Source organism: Chitinophaga sp. Cy-1792 (assembly GCF_011752935.1).
Taxonomy (GTDB): domain Bacteria; phylum Bacteroidota; class Bacteroidia; order Chitinophagales; family Chitinophagaceae; genus Chitinophaga.
Genome location: NZ_VWWO01000002.1, coordinates 2530660 through 2554462 on the forward strand (window position 1 = coordinate 2530660; position 23803 = coordinate 2554462).

The window sequence follows — 23803 nt, forward strand, 5'->3', positions numbered from 1 at the left end:
CTTTTCAAACCATATAAGTATACTAGTTTATGTCTACATTTTCACCAGTTTGGCGCTGGAAACCTTACCGCTAAAGCGGTTGACGATCCTTATCATCCAGGTACCTGCAGGCACTTTACTTATGTCGAGCTGTAATTGCTGGCGGCCTTTGGCGCCGGCAGTATAGATCTGGCGTAACAGTGGTGTGTTGCTGTTGACACCTGTCAGCTCAATCATCACCTGGTCACCGGCTTTGGCTGTCCATTGCAATTGCACACTGGAAGTAACGGCAGGGTTAGGGTACAGGACTACCGCTTCATCGGCAGTAGCATCTCCGTGGGCAGCGCTTCCTTCCACCATGGTACTGGCGGCATTGACAGCAGCCAGACTGGCGGTACTGCACTGACGTACCAGCAGCCATGGCTGGCCATCACCGGTGCTCAGGTCGGGGCGGTTGTTCTGTGTCCACCATTTTGCCCTATATACGTAACCGTTATAAACGGCCGAATCGTTGGCCCAGTAAACAGCGGTAGCACTCCATAACGGGATACCATTACAATCGCCGCCGGCACTGCTCACGGTAATATTCACGGCGGTACTGGTTGTCACAGCATTGCTGTTGTCGGTAGCTTTGGCGGTAAGTACATAGCTGCCTGCCCCTACGCCCGTCCAGGTATAGCTGTAAGGAGCCGTGGAATCTATTGCCAGCAGGGTACTGCCGTTATAGAAGGCCACCTGTTTTACGGTTCCATCGGCATCGGCGGCATTGGCACTGATCGTAATACTGGCCGGCGCCGTGAAGGAAGCATTATTGGCAGGACTGGTAATACTTACGGTTGGCGGTATGTTGGCCGCATTAACGGTAACGCTTACACTATCTGCAACAGAGGTAGCGCCCATATTATCCGTGGCAATAGCCCGGATCTTATAGGTACCTGCGGCTACGCCGCTCCAGCTGTATGCATATGGCGCTACTGAATCTATGGCCAGTACTGTATTCCCATTATAGAAAGTAACCTGCTTCACGGTGCCATCGGTATCAGCGGCATTAGCGGCGATGGAGATAGTGGCCGGCGCCGTATATACGCTGCCGTTAGCAGGGGAAGTCAGCTTTACTGTTGGCGCCTGGTTGGCTGTACCTGTTACAGTAATCGTTACCTGTGCAGATGTGGTGCTGGCATTTTTATTGTCAGTAGCGATAGCCTTGAGTACATAGGTACCGGCGGTTACGCTGTTCCAGGTATAGCTGTACGGACTTGTGGTAGCGGTTCCCAGCAAGGTGCTGCCGTTATAGAAATCCACTTTACTTACCGTACCATCGGAATCGCTGGCATTGGCGGTGATGGTGATATTCAGTGGCCCTGCCAGGGTAGCATTATTGGCAGGCGATGTAATACTCACAACAGGAGGTTTGTTGGCAGCTCCACCCGCAGCAAATACTTCATTGATTTTATTTACCAGCGGACTGGTGGTATTGGGGCAATAGATCAGCTTACCTTTTGCGGTGGTGCTGCTGGTCATGTTCAGCATATCGCCATATACCTGCCAGATGATGACACCTGCCAGGCCGTTATCTTTGATATACTGTGCTTTTGCACCGATAGAACGTGGGTTGTCGTAACTCAGGAAGTAGCTGCCTTTGGTCATATAAGGCACCTGTGCGATGCTGTCCCAGTGGTCTGTCCAGCCGCTGCCACTGCCCGTTTGCTGCAGAATATAGCTGTAGTTGGGCGTACCATCCCATACATCTTTTGCCCAGTTTGTATAGTCGGCGCAGGTTTGGATGGGACCGTCCGGCTGAACGGTTTCCGCACGTTTTACGGTGGCGGCGTTGAGGTCTGCGGTGCCGCTGGTAATCACTCCCCTTCCATAGAAAGGAGCGCCCAGGTTGACTTTGCTCATGTTAACACCCAGACTTCTCAATTGCGTGGTAGTGGCATTCAGGGAAAAATTTGCATACTCTGCGCCAGGGTAATCATATAATGGTGCATTGTGTCCGGCCTTGTTAGACCAGCCGCCATTATAATCATAGGTCATCATATCGAAATAGTTCATGCTGTTGTTGAGTCTTGGCCAGTCGAAACCTGTCAGCTTGGAAGGGGAAGCGGAGAAGCAGGCGGTGATCAGTTTATTAGGGCCGATGGCAGCACGGACCTTCTCTACCAGCAGGGCAAAGTTCGTATAGTCGGCACTGCTATAGTTGACGATATTCATACCGGGATCGTTGGGGTATTCCCAGTCGAAGTCGACCCCATCGAAGCCCATGCTCATGAGTGTTTGAATGCTGGCGATAAACCGGTTTCTTTTGGTGGTATCGGCGGCCATTTCAGGATAGTGGCGGCACATGCTCCATCCACCGATGGAGGCCAGTACTTTCACGCCTTTCTGGTGAGCCAGGTCGATCACACCGGGAGCGCCGCCGGCTTTATGTACTGATAACGGGAAGCTGCCGCTGGCGCCGGTATTGATGTTTGTCCAGCCGCTGCCGCTGTTGCGGTAGCCAAGATTATAGGCATTGCTACCGTCGGAGATATAGTAGAGGATATCCAGTTCACCATATAGCAGGTACATATCCCAGCTGCTATAGATGTCTTCATCTACCAGCGGCGCAGGTTGCTGTACCTGGCCGGCCTGATAGATATTTTTGTTGCGGTAGTCGCCGCTGTGCAGGGAGCCATCAACGGCTACACCAAAGAAGGAAAAGTTGAGGATGGTGTACTGCGAGTAGTCCACATTCAGCTGATTGTAGCCCCCAGCCGGTACAATACCGGAAACGTTTTTCCAGGCATCCCACTGGGTAATATATCCGATTACCTGTTTGTTGTGCTGTGCGGTGGTAGCAGGAACATTCGGGCTAACCTGGGCATGGGCCATACCCGTCAATAGTAGACAGCAGCATAGGCACAGTAGCCGCCATCCGCTGGTACGAATAGAATTACAAGTCATAAAGATAGTTTAGACTAATGGTGGTTAAGAAATTGGTTATGGGTTCACTGGTAAATGCCACGCGATACAAAGGCCTGTCTTTCAGGTATACCTATATGGGTTATTTTGATTCGGGTTGATAGAAGCGACAGATTGCAATACACAGTACAGGGCTGCACGTATGGTAGTCGTAAAAACAAACGGCAGGTACTATCTGCAAGAAAAAAATTTTGACTGCATTATAGAAGCAGTGGGGTGTAGATTTTGATATTTCGAAATATTTATCTTAATTGCAGCTCAATGAATTTTTAGTTAACCGTCCTTACCGTCGCCCGCTTCGATAACCATTATACTATAAAACCAAATAAAAATTCACTATGAAAAACTTCCGTCTGGGTAACCTGCCGTTACTGGGTATTGTCTTGTGGTTCCTGTTCGTACTATCTGCCTGTAGTAAAGACAACAACGACACCCCTGCTCCCGCTCCTGATCTTAATTCTTTGTATGCCGCCTCCATTAAAGATGCCATGACAGCCGACAGCAGCGAGATCATCGACACCCTGTGGCCTATAACGGCATCGAACACACGCCTGCAATGGAAAACCATTAATGGCCAGCAATATGTGCTGATGGCCACTTTTATGCGTTTCCCTTCCAGCTATCCGCAGGGCGACAGCATCACCACCACCTGGGGAGAAGCCTGGCTCTTCGTGCCGGCACAAATGAAACAGAAACTGAGTACCCAGCTCACCGCCTCCACCGACACACTTTTACGTGTATGCGAACTCCTGGGATTACCGCCTATCAACCCCAAAACCAATACGCATATCGCACAGATGTGGGTGCCAACCAGTCAGCTGTTCCGGCCTGCCGGTAATCCCGATATCACCGCCACCACCACCGGACCTGTACCAGGTATTGCTGACAATAACTACCTGACATGGTTCAATAATTATATCATCTATGCCTATTACCATCCGCTCACATCCGCTACCGACTTCCATTACCCATGGACACGCCTGGGATATACCTACGACTGGGCACCTAATGGAAACAAAGTAGGTTTGAGTGAATTTGTAATGAAGCAAAATACCGGCTGCTGGGTAGAGAAAACTACTACTGCACAGGACTTCTTTAAAAACTAATATACAAACAGATGCCTCACCGGTTAGCTGAAAGTTAACTGGTGAGGCATCCGTATTTTATGATGGACAAACGGGAGCGTTTATCCCTTTCCGTATTCGTGCTTGTACTTAGTTAGCTTTGGAGTAAACAAACAACAAATGTAGTCAGCAGCAGTTCCACCTAATGGGTTAGTGGGTATTGCCTGACCGGTATCCCGGGCGGCTTTGTGTATCCACGCAAATGTATGCACGCACTTCATCCCGGATATACCAGCTTGTGTTGACTGGTAGTTTTTGGGGTAGGGTCAGATGATCATAGGGTGTTTCATAGCATCGTAATTTTAGTTTGACTTTATATCGAAATGTTAGATTCTAACAGCATTTAAACAATAATGCAATATTAAATCAACAAGCCTTTGTACCTTATATCAGATCAGGAAAAGAATTTTTCAATTCCGGAAATTCAATTGTTCAGTTCTTTGTAAGTCAATACCATAGCCATTTACAACCCACAACAACCACTACCGCTGTATGATAACGTACGTTAGTAATCAAGAAAAAATTGCCTGCTTATGATCGGTTTTTGACGACTGAAGGTTACAATCCTTAATAGTTTCTTAACATAAAAGTATTTCCTTTACAACTCAATTCACAACGAGGAACTCATATGAGAATGAATTTAAGATTATGGGGTATTTATGTTGCCCTGTTAGTGCTGGCTGCCTGTGCCAAAGATGATATCCGTAAAGCATCTCCACCATCCAACCAACAGACGCCTGACACCATCGTCGTAAAAAATCCTGGTGACACCAATAACGGTAACGGCGGTACGGACAACGGTACGTCCCTGGGCGACAATACCCATCTGTTACTTGGTAATCCTACAGATGCACAGAAGAATCTGGTGTTTATCGAAAACTACCTGATGGATCAAACATATTTCGTTGAATCTTACAGCAAGAACCGTGGTACACCTGTTTGGGTAAGCTGGCACCTGCAGTCTGACGATATCGGCAGCCAAAGCCGTACAGATGCCTTCCGTGCAGATCCAAACGTACCTGCCGGATGGTACCAGGTGAATGAAACCAGCTATAGAAACAGTAGTTTTGACCGTGGGCACAACTGTCCTTCAGCTGACCGTACTGCATCCCTGACAGCCAATCAGACCACTTTCTATATGACTAACATGATCCCACAGGCACCTTATCTGAATCAGGGCCCTTGGGAAGGACTGGAAGATTATATTAGAAATACCCTTGTAAGCTCTGGTAATGAAGCCTATATCATAATGGGTTCCTACGGCCAGGGTGGCGTGAACTCCGCCAAAGTAGCCATGAATACCGTTGATAATGGTAACGTAGTGGTTCCTAAATCAGTATGGAAAGTTGTAATCATATTACCAAAAGGCAATAACGACCTTTCCCGTATCGATGCCAATACCACTGTGCTGGCGGTAGATATGCCAAACGACCATACCCTGTACAGCACCAATGCTGCCGGTAAAGCTGCCTGGAAAAATTACCTGGTATCTGTCAAAACACTGGAAGATAAAGCTAATACCTATCTGCAGGCACAAGGCTTAACACTGAACCTCTTCAAAAATATTCCTGACGGAATCAGAACACAGCTGAAAGCTAAAATTTACCAATAATAATAGTGGCGTTGCTGCCATGTATTTACACGATAAGGGTCTTCCTACACCATGGAAGACCCTTTATCTTTTTATAGCTGCCAGGTAAACCCCTATATTTGAAGTATATCCGATATAGTAATTATGGTAGCAATATCTACGTTTGACAACCTTCATGAACTGACTGCCCCAAGACGCATCCAGCAGTATATCATGGTATACTGCACCGGCGGACAGCTGACACTCACCATCGATGGCACCCTTTTTACGCTGCACAGCGGCGATGTCGTAACAATTACCTCCGGCCAGATCCATCAGTTCCGGGAATCAGCCCATGCTACCGGCTATTTACTCACTTTCACCCTCGATTATTTTGTCAAAGATGACCATGATATAGAACTCATTTTTCATAATGGCCTTTTCTGTCATTTTGGGATGAATGAAGTTATTCCGGTAGATAGAAAAGTTGTAGAAGAACAACTGGAATGCATCAGCAGCGAGTTAAAGGAACAGCCATATCAATACCTCATATCCGTTCATAGCAGGATCAAACTTATACTGGTGGCCATTAACAGGGCCAAGGTGCGCCGTGGCGATGAAATCTGGAAGCCGGATGCCTTATTTCTCCGTTTCCTGGAGGCGATCCGTGACCATTCTACCTATCATTATCCCGTAGCGAAGTATGCAGAGATACTGGCTACCACAGAACTCAAGCTCAACGAGCTGTCGAAACTCCATACCGGCAAAACTGCCCAGAACGTCATCTACAGCCTGATGACCTCCGCCGCCAAACGGTCACTGATATACGAAAACCTGTCTATCAAGGAAGTAGCCTATCAGCTGGGCTTTAATGATCCCTTCTATTTCTCCAATTTCTTTAAAAAACAGACGAACCTCTCCCCTTCCCAGTTCAGGGAACAATACGAAATCTAAATATTACATGCTTTTCTGAGGATCCTCTATGTTCCGGCGATCCTTTCTGGTGCAACTTTGTAGCTGTAAATCATACAGCATATGAAAATAAATCAGGACATCGCCACCCTGCTGTTACGCCTCGGATTATCAGGGAGTTTACTATCGGCCGTTGCAAGCAGACTAGGCCTGTGGGGGCAACGTTCTTCGGGGTGGCAGGGCTTTGTTAAGTATACTGCCGAAGTCAATTCTTTTTTACCCAATACCTGGGCGCCGGCGCTGGCTATTGGCGCCACCATCCTGGAAACCGCTTTTGGCATTATGCTGCTGGCCGGGTTTAAAATTCCTTATGCCGCCATAGGAACTGCGGCACTTACCTTTCTTTTTGCCGTCGCGATGAGTATTTCCGGCAGCGTCAAAGATCCGCTGGACTATTCCGTATTTGCCTTCAGTGCCGGAGCACTGTTACTCTACACCATGCCCGCCGGCCGCTGGAGCCTCGATTCATTATTTCATCTATAAACTTTTATATCATGCAAGCATCTACCAATATCAATGACTATATCGTCAGAAAAAATACCAAACCTTTTCAGCCACTCATTGAAAAAGGGATCCATTATGAAGGGATCTCCGTTGTTTCTTTATTGTATGACAGCACGAAAGAGCGCTCTACGACCATACTGCTCAAATTTGAGCCTGGCGCAGCCTATCCGTACCACAACCATCCTGCGGGAGAAGAAATCTACGTACTCAGTGGTACAGTGCTTATAAACGACACGCTGCTGCAGGAAGGTGATTACCTGTATACGCCGCCGGGATACAAACATGCGGTCACTACCACCACCGGCTGTACGCTATTTTTTGTGATACCGGAAGAAGTAGAGATTTTATAAATTGAAAAGGTCCCTCCCTACAAGTAGAGAGAGACCATTTTTCATTTCTATTTCAATTACCGGAATTACCAGCTGAATTTCACGTTATCGATCGCACTCATTGGGCGGCTATTAGCGCCAGTGGTAGCAGTCGCATAGATACGGATGTATACTTTACCGGATTGATTATCCAGTGCACTGCCAAAATTAACAGTATAGTCTTTACCGGTATAACCATTAGCAGTAGTCATATCGGATGGTGTTGTTACCTTATTGAAAGAAGTAGGATTATCACCGAAAGCATAATCTACGTTCCAGGTAGTAGTTCTGCCTACAGTAGATGAAACATCCAGGCTTTGCAGGTTAAAGCTCATGGAGAGGTTGGATTTACCTTTAGTATCATTGATTTCAAATACAAAGGCAACACCTTCTACTGCACTTGTTTGTCTAACTGCCAGTGCTCTGTCTGTGCTTGCTGCCTGTGCAGTAGCATCAGAAGCAGATGTCAGGCTGCTATTCAGGAAAGAAGCAACGTTTTTAAATCCGAAGGCAGTTTCTGTCCATGGTGTGTTGGCAGACTTGAACGTGGTATCATTACCCATGGCAGTAGTGGTTACTTTACCTTTGGTAGTTACACCAGCAGGTAAGCCGGCAGCCAGGTTGTTAAAGTCGATCAGGTATGGAGAAGTAGACAGTACAATGTTGGTAGCTACTACTTCTGAACCGCCGGTGATATCGCTGGTAGCACGCAGACCCAGCTGTGTAGTGGTATCTGTTGCGCCGTTTGCCAGGAATACAGATACGTAACCGGTGATGTTGGCGTTAGTAACAGGAGCACTGATTTTGATGTTTGCATCTCTTACGAAAGCCACGATGCTGCCAGTGGTGGCATCAGTGATAGCGTAGTTGGTGCCGGTGCTGCTGGTGCTGGTTTGCGCGATGTTCACGTTTTTAATGGTCACCAGTGTAGAAGACCAGTTGCTTTTGTTGGCAACAACAGTTTTCACATCAGCTACGCGTGGTGTAACAGTACCGTTACCACCAACAGTTACCTGTGCGATAGGAACGTTTTTCAGTTCCAGCTCACCCTGGTAAGCAGTCAGGGTACCGCCGCCTACGTTTACAGTCAGGATGCTACCCAGTGTATAGTCAGGAGAACCTTTCAGGGTGTACATCAGGATACCGGAGCTGTTGTCAGCAGAGGCCAGGCGTACGTTACCGGTAGATTCATTGGCAGTAGAAGAAACTACAGTACCAACGATGGTAGTACCTGCAGGCAGTACCAGGTCAGCGCCTTTATACATTTTTCTCAGGTCAGCAATGGTGATTGCTGTACCGGTGCCACCGCCTTCGCAACGAACACCATTCATCAGGCGTACGTCAGCGGTATCGCGGATAACGAACTGGTTGGTGGTATTGAAAATGGTGTAGATACCGGTGATATTACCTTTTCCTTTTGGAACTTTAATATTGGTAAAGTTAGCGTAGCTGCTGGTACGGAGCACGATAGCACCACCGTCGCAGTTAGCCATATTGATATTTACGTTTGCAGTTACTTTAGTGCTGTCTGCATAGGTTTTGCTGGTATCAGCAGGAATTACCTGCATGTCTTTCAGCGTTACCAGCATGTTCTGGTATTTCTGGTTCAGCTGCGCAATGGTCAGTTCCAGTGGTACTACTACGTTGTTGGAGCTACCTGCTACCAGGAAAGAGTCGATCATTGCCTGGGTAATACGTACCGGCTGGTTCTGATCATTAACACCCAGGCCCAGTTCGAGTAATCCGCCATAAGCGCCCAGGGTCAGCCCTTTTGCTTTCACGAATACTTTACGTCCAACAGGGTACTTAGCGTTCAGGTTAGATGCGTCCAGCTGGATATTGATACCAGCGGTGCTGTCCTGAATAACGATCTGTTTGAAAAGGTTACCGGATTTATCATCTCCAATAACAACACCGGCAAATACCATATCGCTGGTGATGGTAACAGGACTGCCTTTGTAGAGCGCCTGTAAGTCGGCAATAGAGTTGGTTACCTTGATAGCAGGGTCTCCGCTGTTATAAGGAGGCTCGTCAAAAGTCTTTTTACAAGCTGTTATCGCCAATGCTCCCATGAAGAGCATTCCCCCGGAAAACCTTACGAATTGCTTACACAATTTGTTCATCAGATGTATTATTTAGTAATTTTAATTAGATGTAGTTAGATATATTCGGTACTGCTATTACATTCTTAAACCTACGCTGACAAAGTAGTTCAGACCATAAGCATAGTAGTATTTAGCAGGGAATTTGTTTACGTTTTTATCAGTATAGTCGAAGCGCAGCTGTTCAAATCCGCCGGTAACGAATTTCTTATTATCCAGCAGGTTGTTGATACCAGCAGTCAGTACCAGTGTAGATCTGATTTTACCTGTTCTGAGTGAGAATGTTTTACCACCATAGAGGTCTACGGTATACTGAGAAGGCAGCTGTGTCTGAGCCAGCACGTTGTTCCATGCATCAGTACCTGGTTTAAGACCGGCGGTAGCGCGTTCTGTACGTCTGATCGGGTTCATGTCGAGCCACATCTGATCGAAGTAGTTGAAATTGACATTGGCGAACCAGTTACGTTTGCCCTGGTAGTTCAGGCCTACGGTATATGCTTCCTGCGGCGTTTGTCCGATGCGGTAGTTTTTCGCATATACGGTTTCGTTGGCGAGGATAGCAGAGCTGTTATCAACGGTAACCACGGCATTCTGACGGGTGTTGTAATAGTAGCGGCCGATGTTGGCAGCAGCTTTCAGGCTCAGTCCTTTATAGATAGGAGCTTCCAGACCGATCTCCAGACCGATATGTTCTTTACCGATGTTGGTGAGGGCATAGTTCACTAAGTTCTGGTAGCTGTCGTCGTAATAGCTGAGTACATCCATTCCATCCGCGAAGTTGCTGTAGTAACCATTCAGGCGGAATTTCAGTTTCTCCCAGTTCAGCACATAGCCTGCTTCTGCCGTGAAGATTTTTTCAGAGCGAAGATCTGCCTGTGCAGTATTTCTGTTACGAGGAGAGATAAATACGTTCTCTACGAAAGGTGCCCTGGTATTGTAGGAAGCGTTTGCAAACAGGTAGTTGCGGCCATCCAGTTTATAGGTAACACCACCTTTTACACCGGCGTTATTGAAGGTATAGGTATCGGATTTACCTTTTGAGTTATCCGGATACAGTCCGTTTCTAACGTTACCGGTTCTCCACATGGAGGTATAGGTATAGTTGGCACCCAGGAAGAAGTCTACGTGATCGAATTTCACCACTGTCTGAGCGAAAGCTTTGGCTTCGTTCAGCGTCATCGTGTAGTCGTAACCGAATTTATCACCTTTCTGGAGAGTACGGTTAGGATTATCAATGTCGTACTGGTTTACATTGCCGTTACCTGGAAAGTCTCTTTCAGCGAACTGGTTCAGGTTTACGAAGAAGTCGCCACCGAGCAGGTCGTTCACTCTTTCAAAGTTGCGGTCTTCCTGGCGGCTGTAGGTGATACCGGCAGTGAATTCCTGTCTTTTCCCGATAGTGGTATTGTATACGCTGTTGAAGTTTGCTTTTTTGGTATTGGTAACACGGTCTTCCATGATATAACGGGAAAGGTTACCCGTTTTTCCGTTGATGGTAGTGGTACCATGACGGTTGATATCATAGAGATTATCCCAGTTTACCTGCAATGCATCCGGATTATTGTGGTAATAGTCTGTCAGCATTTGTTTGGTAGCGGCATCTGTAGCATAGCTAGGCAGGTTGCGGTAGTAGTCCGGGCGTGGATCTGGTGCATTGTACCAGTCCAGCACGGTACGGGCGCGTTCGCCGAAGGTATAGCTGGCGGATGTTTTCAGGCTGCTTTTGTTATTGAGCGTCCATTCGTGGTTGAGGATAAAGTAAGGCTGGTAGCTGGAGGTATAGTTGGAGCTACGTTTTTTGCCTTGCTGATAACCCCAGGAAGGATTATAGAAGTTAGAACCCGCCAGGTCGTACATTTCCTGGGTTACGGCTGATTGTCCGCCAGAAACCGTTGGGGTACCGAACGTAGTAAATGACAACAGGTGGTTCTTATTAATTTTCTTGTCTACGGAAGCAAAGTAGGAAGCGCCGTTATAGTAGGTACCCTGCACATAACCTTCGCCGGCATAGCGGAAAGAGGCTGCCAGTGAAAACGCCCATCCATTGGCCATCATGCCGGTATTCCAGCTGGCCATTACACGGTTGTTATAGTTACGGTTCGACTGTGCATAGCTTACACTCAGCTCCTTACGTTGTTTGGAAGCACGGGTATCGATATAGTTGGCACCACCGATATCACCATAGGCAAAATCCACAGGACGCAGGCCATTGCTGGTTTGTCTGCTGTGCATCACGTCGTTGAGTCCACCCCACAGGCTCCAGGATGTATACCCGTTGGTCAGGTTTCTTACCGGAGCACCATTGATGTAGGTATCGAAATAGGAAGCATCGTACCCACGGAGTTTAAACCTGGCCACATTGAAGTTAAACACACCGGAATAGTAAGGATCACGACCACCATAAAGGATAGACGAAATACTTTGACCGGAAGAACCAACGTTATTGTCGGCATCATTTTCATCCAGTACAACTACCGGGATGTTACTCTTAATATCATCTTTCAGCTCCAGTGCATTCACGCTGTCTTTTTTGACTTGCGCAAACACCGCAGGGGCGGCCAATACAAAGCCTATCCCGGCAAAAAGTCTTTTTGAAAAAAACCTGGCAGATCTATTCATGCATTAATGATTTGAACAATTGTTGTTTGTTTACAGGTGATATCATCTATGGGAAAGTTCCTGGCATAGCAAACTATTCACACTAGGGATATTCGTTGCATACGGTTGATTAATCGGCGCTTGATATAACAGGCTGGGTCCACCTTAATCACGAGTCGCAAAAGTAGCTTTGGGATTTGAAACTACTATTACCAAATTATTAATTTAGGGCTGAAACGCCCGTTCGGAAAGGAAATTTGCAAATCCGTGTTAGATTCTGACATTTTCTGTAATTAGATTTATTAATTGAGAGATTTTTACGAAGTTCGCGCTTCGTTTAACCGGTTGCGTTATCCGTAATACTGGGTCTCTGGCAAAAAAATTACCACAGGTAATTCGATCATGACGCACATAAAATTCTATCACCAGATTATTTCACCTGTAAATAACATGCAGTACAGAATATTCCTGCTTATTGGTCTCCTGGCGGCGTGCTGGCATACCAGCTCCTTTGCGCAGTCCAGACAATACAAAGTGGTCAACATCGGTTTCTATAACCTGGAGAACTTCTACGATACCCTTCACCAGGAAGGTGTCAACGATTATGAATTTCTCCCTACGGGAAAAAAAAGATATACAGGAGATGTTTATCTTGATAAATTAAAAAATCTTGCTTCTGTTATTAAAGATATCGGAACAGATATCTCCCCGGAAGGACTCACCGTACTGGGTGTTTCTGAAATAGAAAACCGTGGCGTACTGGAAGCACTCACCCACCACGACTATCTCAAATCCAGGAACTACCAGATCGTACATTATGACTCACCGGATTCCCGCGGTGTAGACGTAGGCCTGCTGTACAATCCGGCCCATTTCACCGTCATCGACAGCCGCCCGCTGCGCGTAGACCTCCCGCCGGATGCAAACGGATACCGTCATAAAACCCGCGATGTACTCTGGGTAAAAGGCAGTATCGACGGACAAATCATTCATATTTTCGTGAACCACTGGCCATCCCGCCTTGGCGGCGAAGCAGCTTCCGCACCTAACCGCGCCGTTGCTGCCGATGTTTGCCGCAAGTTCATCGACTCATTGTATAAAGAAGATCCTAACGTCAATGCGGTGGTAATGGGTGATCTGAACGACAACCCTACCAACGAAAGCGTTACCAAAGTGCTGAAAGCCGGTGGCAACGCCGACAAACTGAAGTCGCAGGAACTCTTCAACCCATGGGTAGCTTTCTATAACAGGGGAATCGGCACACTGGCCTACCAGGATGCCTGGGCACTCTTCGATCAGATCATTATCTCACAAAATCTGCTGGTTAAAAAAGACGAACAGTTCAGGTTCTATAAAGCCAATATTTTTAAGAGAGAAGATATGATTCAGACTTCCGGAAGGTATAAAGGCTATCCTAAACGCACCTACGATTTTGACAATTACGCAGGTGGGTTCAGTGATCACTTCCCGACATACATTACGCTGATAAAAGCATTATAAGACGATCCGTCTGCAATAAAAAAAAATGGAATGCCATACGGCATTCCATTTTTTTTTATTGCAGAACTTACATGAATTCAATGCCCTGGGAGCAGCCCGTTTAACTTCCCCGCCACTTCTTTCGCACCAGGAATCCCTGCTGTCCTCAATACAATCTTTCCCTCCGGGTCAATTAATATCTGCGGCGGATAGCTGATAACTTTATATGAGGCGATCACCTCAGCATCTGACCCTATGCTGTAACGAAAGGGATTACTACTACCAGGTGGACAGTACTTTTATCATCTTCCATAAAAGAAGTCCTTTGGGAAAAAGTATTTTTATGCAATCGTATTCATACCTTGATAAAAATAAAAAGGACGCCTCCTTTTGAGACATCCTTTTACCGTTATTCATTTTTGTCATTCACCCGTAGTTAATGGCTACTGAACACCCTGCACTCCACCCTTCTGTTCATTTCACGTGCGGCTGCATCATCCTTTCCACTTTCTTCTTTTAGTAACTGATGCTTTCCGAACGACTTACCACTAATTCTTTCGGCTGCGATGCCTTGTTTCAGCAGGTACTGCATACATATCTGAGCGCGCTGGTCGGCTAGTTTATTGTTGTAATCATCCGAACCTTTACCATCGGTATGCCCAAAAATTTCTGCTTTCAATGCATTATCTTCTTTCAAAATCTTTGCCAATTCATCCAGAATCGTCATCGCTTCCGGTTTTAAAATTGATTTATCGAAATCAAAATGTATAAACCAGCTGGTATCTTTTTTCTCCTGAACCACAGGTGGTGGCGGTGTTACGGCTACAACAGGCGTTTCCGTTATTACCTTTGGCGGCTCCGGTGGAAATTGTAAAAAGACAATTCCCAGACAACAATCTGAGTTTCTGTCGGAACTCAGCGTAGCTTCCTTACCACCACTTCCCGGACGTAATGTGAAATAGCTGTCATGTTTTATGGAATTTACCGGCATACCCACATTCACGGCTACACGCAGATCAGACAGAGGGCCCGCACTGCTGTAAACGTCCAGTCCGCCCATGCCAGGTCTTCCATCAGAAGAGAAATACAGTACCTGGGCCTCCTGATCATAGAAAGGCGTCACTTCATCTCCGGCGGTATTCACGTTGGTACCGGCATTCACGGCCGCTCCTGCTACATTAGTGCCGTTGAGGTCTGCTATCCAGATATCATATTTTCCGGCGCCTCCCGGCCTGTCGGACGCAAACAGCAGTTTTTTACCATCCGCCGTTACGAAGGGCTGCATGGCATTATAACCCGGTGCGTTGATGGCTGCTGGCGCTTTCTCAGGTACCGACCACTTACCATCTGCCAGCGTGGTACTGTAGATAGCTGCCTGTTTTTTGCTGTCCACCATTTCCCAGCGGGTAAAATAGATGGTGCGGCCATCGGGCGTATAGCTGCCGGCGGCCAGCTGTGCGCCTTCCGACGCAATGCCTAACGGCGTTACCGCTGTTAGCTTCCCGTCCTGTAATACGGCCTCATATAGTTTATTGCCGAATACAGCCCCATCCGGCGACACACCCGTGAAAATGACATGATTATTGTCTTTCCAGGAAAGCGCACTGATAGCGGTCAGGGAATCACCGGCAACATGTAGTATAGCCGTACGGATATCCTCATGGGCAGCCTGCGTGGCAGCAAAGGAGATATTGTCCAGCTCAGCGGCAGCAGCCTGCTTGTACAGGTCGGTATCGGGAAGGCCTGTACGAAATTTCGTCAGCGCAGCGTTAGCCTCTTCCGGATGGCCGGTGGCGCGAAGTGTAACCCCGTACCAATACTGTAGCTGCGGCTGGTGCGAATTTTCCGCAATAGCCCTCGCATACCAGTCTGCTGCCAGCTGGTAATGAAAACACTGGCGATAGCTTTCCGCTACTTTAAAAGCCAGGTCTGCATTATTATATTTTTTTGCAGCTGATTTCCTGCGGATCTTTTTTACGGAGAACGGGGCTGCATAGTGCTTGTCTGACAAGGCCTTTCCGGTATAGCACTGCTCATAGAGCTGTGCGGCAGCAAAATACTCCTGCTGGCCGAACAAGGCATCTGCCTTGGCGATTGCCGACCGGGGCGATTGTGCCATCACCGGCCTTATACCCAGTGCGGCTACTGTCAGCAATGATATTTGTAGGTAATACTTTTTCATTACGTTGATAAGGATAAATCAGGGTCTTAAAATGTTGGCATTATAAACGTGGACATTTGAAATAGTTCGTTTTAATGCTGTTGCGTCTTTTTCCGGTGAAAGAGATACTCAGCTCAAAGCTGTTGGCATTGGCATTCGCCAGCTTTCCCAATTGGGAAGTGGTGGCATCATAGCTCAGGCCGATGGTCATACCGTTGAAGTAAATACCCGCAAACGGCGACACCGCATCATTCATACGCCAGTTGGCACCCAGCATCACATCGGTAGTTTCGTTGGCCATCAGCTGGAAATACGCCCCCAGCATCTTTTCCTGTGAATTTCCCTGTAATGAATATACGCCGTTAGGCACAAAAGTTACCGTTTCGTTCATAGCTATACGTGCCCCCATATGTGCACTGTACCGTACCGGCATCACTTCCTTATTACCCGATTTCAGGAACGGGTCCTTAGGCTGCGTCAGGTGAAAGGCAGACACCCCTCCAAAAAGACTCACTGTTTTATCCGGTGTGGCATCATAATAAGCCACCCCAAAGCCGGCGTCAAAAACGCTGGACTTAGATTGCTGAAAGCTTTCTCCATTCGGAATGCCCGCATCATACCCCGTGCCTGGCAGCCACTGCTGCCCAAACTGGAACTTCGCCGGATCAAATCTTCTACTCAGCAAACCTCCCTGGAAACCGAAAGAAATATGCTGATCTCCCTCAGGACCAAACTTCACACCGGTATAGGCTACCGTTACATAGCCGTTCAGGTAGTTGTAACCACCATTACCGGCCTTCTGGTTAAATATGTTTGCGCCAATATTAATGTTCTTGTTGGTGGTCATATCTCCCGACAATCCTACCGTGGAATAAGGACTGGCCACACTCCCCCATTGACTGCGGTAAATGGCCGACACCCGGTAATCCCCGTCCATCAAGCCTGTCAGCGCAGGGTTCAGACTCATAGGGTACATATAATATTGTGAGAAATGCGGATCTACCTGCGCATAACCTGACTGCACTTTAAGTGCAGCCAGGAGAAATATCATTAATGAAAAACCAAGATTTCTTTTCATCGTAATTATCGAATTAAATTAACAGAACCCTTTTTAGTAATTACCGCACCATCCAGCATAACCGCCTTTAACGCGTATACATACACGCCCACAGGCTGCTGACGACCCTTATAGGTACCATCCCATCCGCGGGTGGCATCATTGCTTTCAAATACTTTCTCGCCCCACTGGGTATATACCTGCAGCGTGATCTCCCTGATGCCGGAACCATAGGCTTTGAACACATCGTTCCTGCCGTCGCCATTAGGCGTGAAGGCATTCGGTACGAAGAAGTCGGCGCTGTTAGGAACAGCTGCTACAGTAATGGAAGCGGAAGCCAGACATCCTGCAGTGGTTTTACCATTAACGGTAATCACTACCGGCGTTTGGTCGTACAGGGTGACTGTTTGCTGCTTGGCTTGCTGGTTGGTAAACATACCTGCCGGTTTCCAGTCGGTAACGGTGTATACTGCATCACCAGTGCTGGTAACAGTAAATGGCTTTCCTGCCACCAGTGTTTCTGTGCTGGTACTCAGCGTCAGCTTGAGTCCCTGCACCTGGATGGTAGCTTTGGTACTTGCCACACAACCTTTGTTATCCACCGTGTAGGTAATATCTGCAGTTCCGATAGTTAAGCCCGTCGCCCAACCGCTGGCGTCCACCGTAAGCACTGCGCTGTTGGAAGAACTCCAGACACCGTTGGCTGTCGTATTACTCAGTTGTATACCGGTATTCTGACAGATATCTGCAATACCACTGATAGCAGGTACTACAGGGATATCGTTTACAGTAATGGCATGTGATTGTGCACTGCTGCCACAGGTATTGGTAACAGTATAGATGATATTGGTAGTACCTGCACTTACACCGCTTACCGCGCCAGTAGTTGCATTAACGGTAGCGATACTGTTATTGGCACTGCTCCACTGCCCCCCTGCTAAAGTATTCGAGAAATTCGTTTGCGCATTTTTACAGATATCAGTAACACCGGTAATCGCTGGTACCTGCGGTTTATCCGATACCGTTACTGTGAATGGCACCTGCGTAGTACCGCAACCGTTAGTAGCTGCATAGTACATATCAGCAGTACCCACTGCATTTGCAGTTACCTTGCCGGTAGCATCAATAGAGGCTACAGCCGTATTGCTGCTGCTCCATGTACCGCCAGGGTAGCTGTTGTTCAGCGTAGCAACAGATCCTGCACATAGTGTACTGGTACCGGTAGTGGCACTCAGCACTGGTTTGGCATCAACATTAACCGACAGTGTTTTACTAACGTTGCCGCATACACTATTTACGGTATAGGTAAGTATAAACGTGCCTTTGGCCAGCGGTGTAACCACACCGGCAGCACTTACGGTAGCAATACTGTTGTCACTGCTGCTCCAGGTACCACCAGCCGTAGCGTTGGTATAGGTTTGAGTAGCACCGGTACAGATGTTGTTGCTACCTGCAATGGCAGCCACTACAGGCTGGGTATTCACCGTAATTGTTTTTGTCTGGGCAGATGTTCCACAGCTGTTGGATACGGAATAGGTAATATTTACCATTCCGCCGGCAACACCGGTTACGGTGCCGTTTACATCCACCGTGGCAATGGTATTATCTGTACTGCTCCAGGTACCCGAAGGTGTACTGTTGCTCAAAGAAATGGTGGCGCCTGCACAAACGCTGCCTGCGCCATTGATAGTGCTCACTAATGGTTTATCACCTACGGTGATGGCCAGCGTTGTGGATACATTACCGCAGGTACTGTTTACAGTATAGGTTAAGGTAAAGCTTCCCGCCGCAACAGGGGTTACATTTCCCAGTCCGTCAACGGTGGCAACATTAATATCACTGGACGTCCAGGTACCTCCCGGGGTCGAATTCGTATAGGCATAAGTGTTACCCATGCAAATGCTGGCATTGCCGTTGATGGCAGTTAATACAGGAGCCGCATTTACGGTAACTGTCTGTGTATTGGTTTTGGTACCACAGCTATTGGCTTGTGTATAGGTGATGACAGCATTACCAGCTGTAATACCACTTACTACACCTGTAGTATTGTTTACGGTAGCGATTGCGGTATTACCGGAAGTCCAGCTGCCACCTGCCTGATCAGCAGTAAGTGTGATAGTGGAACCGGTGCATACAGCAGCAGGACCTGCAATGACTGCATCAACCGGTGTAGCAGTAACAGTGATACCCAGTGTCTGGGAAACATTGCCGCAGCTGCTGCTGACAGTATAGGTTAAGGTGAAGGTACCAGCTTTAACCGGCGTCACCTTTCCATTGACATCTACGGTAGCAACAGCAAGGTCGCTGGATGTCCAGGTACCGCCTGTTACCGTATTCGTGTAGTTATAATCGGTGCCGGTACAGATAGCCGTATTACCACCGATAGTACTTAAAACAGGTGCAGCGTTAATGGTTACTGTCTGGGTATTAGCTTTGATCCCACAGCTGTTAGACTGTGTATAGGTGATCACCACATTACCCGCAGCTACACCCGTTACTACACCGGTGGTAGCATTTATGGTTGCCAGGGCAGTATTACCGGAGGTCCAGGTACCGTTGGCCTGATCAGCCGTCAGGGAAATGGTTGCTCCCGTACAAACGCTTGTTGGGCCGGAAATAGTGGCATCTACCGGTGTAGCCGTTACCGTAACATTTAATGTTTTGGTATCATTGCCGCAGGCGCTGCTAACAGTATAGGATAAGGTAAAAGTTCCTGCTTTGACAGGCGTTACATTACCGTTGACGTCAACGGTTGCAACGGTATTATCGCTGGAGCTCCAGACACCGCCCGGAGTAGCGTTGGTATAGGAATAAACCGTTCCGGTACAGATGCTGTTGTTACCCGCTATGGCAGCGGCGGTAGCACCGGCAGCCACTGTGATAACATGCGTATTGGCAGTGCTGCCACAGCTGTTGGTTTGTGTATAGGTAATGGTTACAGTACCTGCGCTCACGCCGGTAACCTTTCCGGTATTGATATCTACCGTGGCTATGTTATCATCGCCGGAAGTCCATTTGCCTCCCGCGATGTTGGCGGTTAAATCAACAGCAGAGCTGATGCAAACATTGGAAGCACCTGTAACTGTAGCGTTGGCAGGCACATCACCCACCGTAATATCCAGTGTTTTAATGCCATTGCCGCAAGTGCCAGGCACTGTGTAAGTCAGGGTAAAATTACCTGCTGTCAACGCCATCACATTACCTGCAGCGTCAACGGTAGCAATGCTGGTATTGCTGGAGCTCCAGGTACCACCGGCAGTTGCATCCGTATAGGCGTAAGCGGTAGTGCTGACGCAGATGCTGCTGCCACCCTGGATAGCTTGTACCGCAGGAATATCATTCACCGAAACCGTATAGTCGGTAGCGTTATTGCCACATGTATTGGAAACAGTATAGGTAATAATGGTATTGCCACCGGCAACTCCATGTACCAGGCCTGTAGTAGCATCTACACTGGCGATGGCATTATCGGCTGATGTCCAGCTACCAGTGGTAATATCGGCAGATAAGGTGATATCTGCATCTTTACAAACACTGGTCGGGCCGGTAATTACCGGCTTTGCAGGCTTATCATTTATTGTAATAGTTTTAGAAGAAGAGCCGGTCTGGCAGGTTCCGGACAGTGTATAGGTAATGGTAGCAGTACCAGCGGCAACACCGGTTACCTCACCGGTGGCAGCATTTACAGTGGCGGCAGCGGTATTGTTGCTGCTCCAGGCGCCACCGGCAACCGTATTCGTTAACGTGATCACAGTACCTTTACATACATCGTCAGGACCACTGACAGCACCAGGTGTAACGGCAGCCGTTACTGTAACAGCGTATGTTCCGGTAGCACCACCGCAGCCGGTAGTGGTATATAATATATTGGCAGATCCGGCAGCAACAGCGGTAACATTACCGGCAGGATCTACAGTGAGTATGGCAGTATTGCTGCTGCTCCAGGTACCACCAGGATTATCCGCAGTGAACAAGGCAGTACTACCGGTACACATGGCTGCCTGACCGGTGATAACAGGTGTGGTAGCACCCGCAGTAACAACAACAGATGTAACAGCCTTACAACCACCAATAGTATAGATAATATCTACTGTACCCGCAGCAACACCTGTTACCAATCCGGTAGTACTGTTTACTGTAGCAATACCGGGAGTAGCGGAAGACCATGTACCGCCAGTAGTGGCGTTGCTAAGGGCGGTTGTTGCACCTACGCAAACAGTATTATTACCGGTGTTGGCAGTTGGCGGCAGCGGATCCTGTCTCATGGCATCGATCCAGGCCTTGTTCAGGGGCGTATTCGGCAGCCCCGGCGTTTCGTCAGTATTTGCATCGCCGATGGCCCAATTACCGGCAATATTATAGTTGTCTCCATTACCATCTTTCAGGTAAGCATTTTTCTTGGCAACAACGGCACCCAATGTTACGGTTGGTGTATTACCTGTTGTCGGAACAAAACCAAATACAACGGAGCAAAATGGTTGTCCGGGTTTTGCCGGATTTACTGTGATGACTGCATCGCCGGAATTACTTAACCCTAGTATAGTATTCCAGGCAGTAGCGCCTGCTGTAGAAAGTTTCGCATAGCTCCCGGCAGAACCATAAACAAATGTAGCTGAAGAAGGTGAAGTCGGTGAGGTCGTATTGATGTCAATCACGCCATTTACCGAAGTGGCTGTTTTACTGATAGGGATCACATATACGCCATCTTTGTTGGCATCAAAAGGATCGTCCGCTAACCCGGCAGTAGTGATAGCCGTGTTAATGTCATCTTTATTATATAATACGATAATTGACCCAAACGGAATGGCCGCCCATGCAGGATCATTGGCAAACCGCATATGCCCTGTGGCAATACCGGTTCCCGATCCTCCATACCATCCATTCTGATCGTCAAAAATCCATCCCCGCAAATCTGCGGTGGTTTCTGTGCAGGTCCTTGTACCTGCAACTACCAGCTCAAAGTATTCTTTGTTGCCAGCATCTCCCTGTGAAAATTCATTTACTACTAAACCTTTAAATTGTGCGTTGGTTGATAGAAAACAAAATATCAGGGGAATAAGGATAAATAGGTAACGCATACGCAAAAATTAGACGGCAAATCTATCCGCCAACTGTTAAGCAAATGCGTCCAAATGATTAACAAATTATTATCATAAAGTATTCATTATTAATAGAATATTATATTATAAAAACATGTTAGATTCTAACATACATTGAACGTTAATAAAATATTTCTACTTTTAGGATGATGAAAAATGTTTTAATTTCCACTCTTTTATTTTTGACATTTTCGGTGTCCGGCATCCATCTTAGTCATGCGCCAATCGTTTTAAAAGACACCACCTATACTTATATATATCCATCTTATTTCTCCAACAGAATCAATACACCTCCTGATAATCCAGCCACCGTAAATGGTGTATACCTCGGCAGAATGCTCTTCTACGAAAAATTACTATCAGGCACCAACACCATCTCCTGCGCCAGCTGCCACCAGCAATCAAAAGCATTTACAGACGGAAAGCAATTCAGTACCGGAATTGACACGGTAACGACTACACGTAATTCGATGTCGCTGGCAAACTTATTATGGGTGCGTAACTTCTTCTGGGATGGCCGCGCGGCCTCGCTGGAAGCACAAGCCGCTACCCCACTCACCGCCCCGCATGAAATGGGGCAGCCGCTGGCTATATCTGTGCATAAGCTCTCACAAACAAGGCATTACCCTACCCTGTTCAAAGCTGCATTTGGTACCGCCACCATTACTGATACACTTATCATCAAAGCACTCGCACAATTCGAACGCTCCCTGATCTCTGCCAATTCCAACTACGATAAATATCTCGTGCACCAATACACGCCTACTACCGCAGAAGCTAACGGTATGGCGCTTTTCATGGGCAACCCTGCTCCGGAAAAAGGGATCCGTGGCGCAGGCTGCGGCCATTGCCATGGCGGCCCGAAACTATTCGTAGAGCTATATCATAACAATGGCCTCGACAGTTTCCCTGCCGATGAAGGCCGCGCTTCCATCACCGGCCAACCTACTGATATCGGCCGCTTCCGGACGGTGACCCTGCGCAATATCGCATTAACGGCGCCCTACATGCACGACGGCCGCTTTGCTACACTGGAAGAAGTCCTCGACCACTACAGCGATCATATCAAACAAAGCAGTACGCTGAGTCCGGCTATCCGTGGCAACTACAATGATACGCTCACGCATACACTGCATCTCTCTGAAAAAGAAAAAAATGATATCATTGCCTTTCTTCATATGCTCACAGATAGTACCTTTATTCACGACAAACGTTTCTCTGATCCACATCTGTAAATCGCTGTACCAATGATAAAAACATGGCTACTGGCTATACTCTGCTCCGGCAGCATACTGGCAACTGCACAAACCAAACCGGCTACCATCACCGTTACCGGTGAAGTTACCACCCCGCTGACGCTCACGCCCGAGACGCTCCAACAGATGAAGAAAAGCACGGTCACTGCTGCGGATAAAGACGGTAAATCCCATGTATACAGCGGCGTGGCACTCTACGATATTTTACAGGCAGCCGGTGTCACCTTCGGCACTGCACTCCGTGGTGAGAACATGGCCAAATACCTCCTGGTAAAATCCGGCGATGGTTATGAAGTGCTGTTCTCCCTTCCTGAAATTGACCCCGCATTCAACGATAAAACGATCCTGCTGGCGATGGAGTCCGACGGACAACCATTACCTTCCGGCAAAGGCCCTTACCGGCTGGTAGTACCCGGAGAAAAGCGCCCTGCACGCTGGGTATGGGAAGTAACGACCCTAACGATAGGTTTCGCGAAATAAGGACCGTTGTTAATACGATAAACATTCGGTTTGGATAAATTGTATTTACAGGAGATAAATACCTGATCGGGAAGCATATAAATTTTTCTG

The 23803-nt window shown here is 47.6% G+C and carries 14 protein-coding genes; 8 read left to right on the plus strand and 6 right to left on the minus strand.

What is annotated here, in order from left to right:
- Window positions 1-33: 33 nt before the first annotated feature.
- Complete coding sequence (locus F3J22_RS30595; protein ID WP_167020534.1) at window positions 34-2925, minus strand: glycosyl hydrolase family 18 protein; 2892 nt, start codon at window positions 2923-2925, stop codon at window positions 34-36.
- Window positions 2926-3281: 356 nt separating this feature from the next.
- On the opposite strand from F3J22_RS30595, the gene F3J22_RS24395 reads away from it, so the two are divergent.
- The 5 genes from F3J22_RS24395 to F3J22_RS24415 all read left to right on the plus strand — a co-directional run bounded on the left by F3J22_RS24395 (window position 3282) and on the right by F3J22_RS24415 (window position 7463).
- Window positions 3282-4049 (plus strand): hypothetical protein, encoded by a 768-nt coding sequence (locus tag F3J22_RS24395; RefSeq protein ID WP_167020535.1) that lies wholly within the window; start codon window positions 3282-3284, stop codon window positions 4047-4049.
- A 652-nt stretch (window positions 4050-4701) separates the two neighbouring features.
- Window positions 4702-5679, plus strand: coding sequence for a DNA/RNA non-specific endonuclease (locus F3J22_RS24400; RefSeq protein WP_167020536.1), 978 nt, complete (start codon window positions 4702-4704; stop codon window positions 5677-5679).
- A gap of 123 nt (window positions 5680-5802) precedes the next feature.
- Window positions 5803-6591: an AraC family transcriptional regulator gene (locus F3J22_RS24405; RefSeq protein WP_167020537.1), complete on the plus strand. Its 789-nt coding sequence runs from the start codon at window positions 5803-5805 to the stop codon at window positions 6589-6591.
- An 81-nt stretch (window positions 6592-6672) separates the two neighbouring features.
- Entirely contained in the window at window positions 6673-7092 is a 420-nt protein-coding gene (locus F3J22_RS24410; protein WP_167020538.1) for a DoxX family protein, read from the plus strand.
- Between the two features lie 11 nt (window positions 7093-7103).
- Entirely contained in the window at window positions 7104-7463 is a 360-nt protein-coding gene (locus F3J22_RS24415) for a dimethylsulfonioproprionate lyase family protein (protein ID WP_167020539.1), read from the plus strand.
- A 65-nt stretch (window positions 7464-7528) separates the two neighbouring features.
- Here F3J22_RS24415 and F3J22_RS24420 read toward each other — a convergent pair whose 3' ends face one another.
- The gene (locus F3J22_RS24420) at window positions 7529-9604 is read right to left on the minus strand and encodes a DUF5689 domain-containing protein (protein WP_167020540.1); all 2076 of its coding nucleotides are present in this window, start codon (window positions 9602-9604) and stop codon (window positions 7529-7531) included.
- Window positions 9605-9661: 57 nt separating this feature from the next.
- A complete protein-coding gene (locus F3J22_RS24425; protein WP_167020541.1) occupies window positions 9662-12202 on the minus strand; it encodes a TonB-dependent receptor in 2541 nt (846 codons plus the stop codon).
- A 381-nt stretch (window positions 12203-12583) separates the two neighbouring features.
- Here F3J22_RS24425 and F3J22_RS24430 point away from each other — a divergent pair, with 381 nt between their 5' ends.
- Window positions 12584-13681: an endonuclease/exonuclease/phosphatase gene (locus F3J22_RS24430; RefSeq protein ID WP_240155159.1), complete on the plus strand. Its 1098-nt coding sequence runs from the start codon at window positions 12584-12586 to the stop codon at window positions 13679-13681.
- Window positions 13682-14096: 415 nt separating this feature from the next.
- Here the strand turns inward: F3J22_RS24430 and F3J22_RS24435 are convergent, their stop codons facing one another.
- Genes F3J22_RS24435 through F3J22_RS24445 form a run of 3 tightly spaced genes read right to left on the minus strand, consistent with a single transcriptional unit; the run spans window position 14097 to window position 21956 of the window.
- Window positions 14097-15842, minus strand: a complete 1746-nt coding sequence (locus F3J22_RS24435; RefSeq protein WP_167020542.1) for an OmpA family protein — start codon at window positions 15840-15842, stop codon at window positions 14097-14099.
- A 40-nt stretch (window positions 15843-15882) separates the two neighbouring features.
- Entirely contained in the window at window positions 15883-16899 is a 1017-nt protein-coding gene (locus F3J22_RS24440) for a PorP/SprF family type IX secretion system membrane protein (RefSeq protein ID WP_167020543.1), read from the minus strand.
- 5 nt (window positions 16900-16904) lie between these two features.
- Window positions 16905-21956, minus strand: a complete 5052-nt coding sequence (locus tag F3J22_RS24445; protein ID WP_167020544.1) for an Ig-like domain-containing protein — start codon at window positions 21954-21956, stop codon at window positions 16905-16907.
- Between the two features lie 203 nt (window positions 21957-22159).
- On the opposite strand from F3J22_RS24445, the gene F3J22_RS24450 reads away from it, so the two are divergent.
- Entirely contained in the window at window positions 22160-23212 is a 1053-nt protein-coding gene (locus F3J22_RS24450) for a cytochrome-c peroxidase (RefSeq protein WP_240155160.1), read from the plus strand.
- Window positions 23213-23224: 12 nt separating this feature from the next.
- Complete coding sequence (locus F3J22_RS24455; protein ID WP_167020545.1) at window positions 23225-23713, plus strand: molybdopterin-dependent oxidoreductase; 489 nt, start codon at window positions 23225-23227, stop codon at window positions 23711-23713.
- Window positions 23714-23803 lie beyond the last annotated feature (90 nt).

Coding starts and splice junctions, on each gene's coding strand:
- F3J22_RS24415 (WP_167020539.1), top strand. CDS start 7,104: ATGCAAGCATCTACCAATATCAATGACTATATCGTCAGAAAAAATACC.
- F3J22_RS24430 (WP_240155159.1), top strand. CDS start 12,584: ATGACGCACATAAAATTCTATCACCAGATTATTTCACCTGTAAATAAC.
- F3J22_RS24400 (WP_167020536.1), top strand. CDS start 4,702: ATGAATTTAAGATTATGGGGTATTTATGTTGCCCTGTTAGTGCTGGCT.
- F3J22_RS24440 (WP_167020543.1), bottom strand. CDS start 16,899: ATGAAAAGAAATCTTGGTTTTTCATTAATGATATTTCTCCTGGCTGCA.
- F3J22_RS24405 (WP_167020537.1), top strand. CDS start 5,803: ATGGTAGCAATATCTACGTTTGACAACCTTCATGAACTGACTGCCCCA.
- F3J22_RS24420 (WP_167020540.1), bottom strand. CDS start 9,604: ATGAACAAATTGTGTAAGCAATTCGTAAGGTTTTCCGGGGGAATGCTC.
- F3J22_RS24395 (WP_167020535.1), top strand. CDS start 3,282: ATGAAAAACTTCCGTCTGGGTAACCTGCCGTTACTGGGTATTGTCTTG.
- F3J22_RS24425 (WP_167020541.1), bottom strand. CDS start 12,202: ATGAATAGATCTGCCAGGTTTTTTTCAAAAAGACTTTTTGCCGGGATA.
- F3J22_RS30595 (WP_167020534.1), bottom strand. CDS start 2,925: ATGACTTGTAATTCTATTCGTACCAGCGGATGGCGGCTACTGTGCCTA.
- F3J22_RS24455 (WP_167020545.1), top strand. CDS start 23,225: ATGATAAAAACATGGCTACTGGCTATACTCTGCTCCGGCAGCATACTG.
- F3J22_RS24435 (WP_167020542.1), bottom strand. CDS start 15,842: ATGAAAAAGTATTACCTACAAATATCATTGCTGACAGTAGCCGCACTG.
- F3J22_RS24410 (WP_167020538.1), top strand. CDS start 6,673: ATGAAAATAAATCAGGACATCGCCACCCTGCTGTTACGCCTCGGATTA.
- F3J22_RS24445 (WP_167020544.1), bottom strand. CDS start 21,956: ATGCGTTACCTATTTATCCTTATTCCCCTGATATTTTGTTTTCTATCA.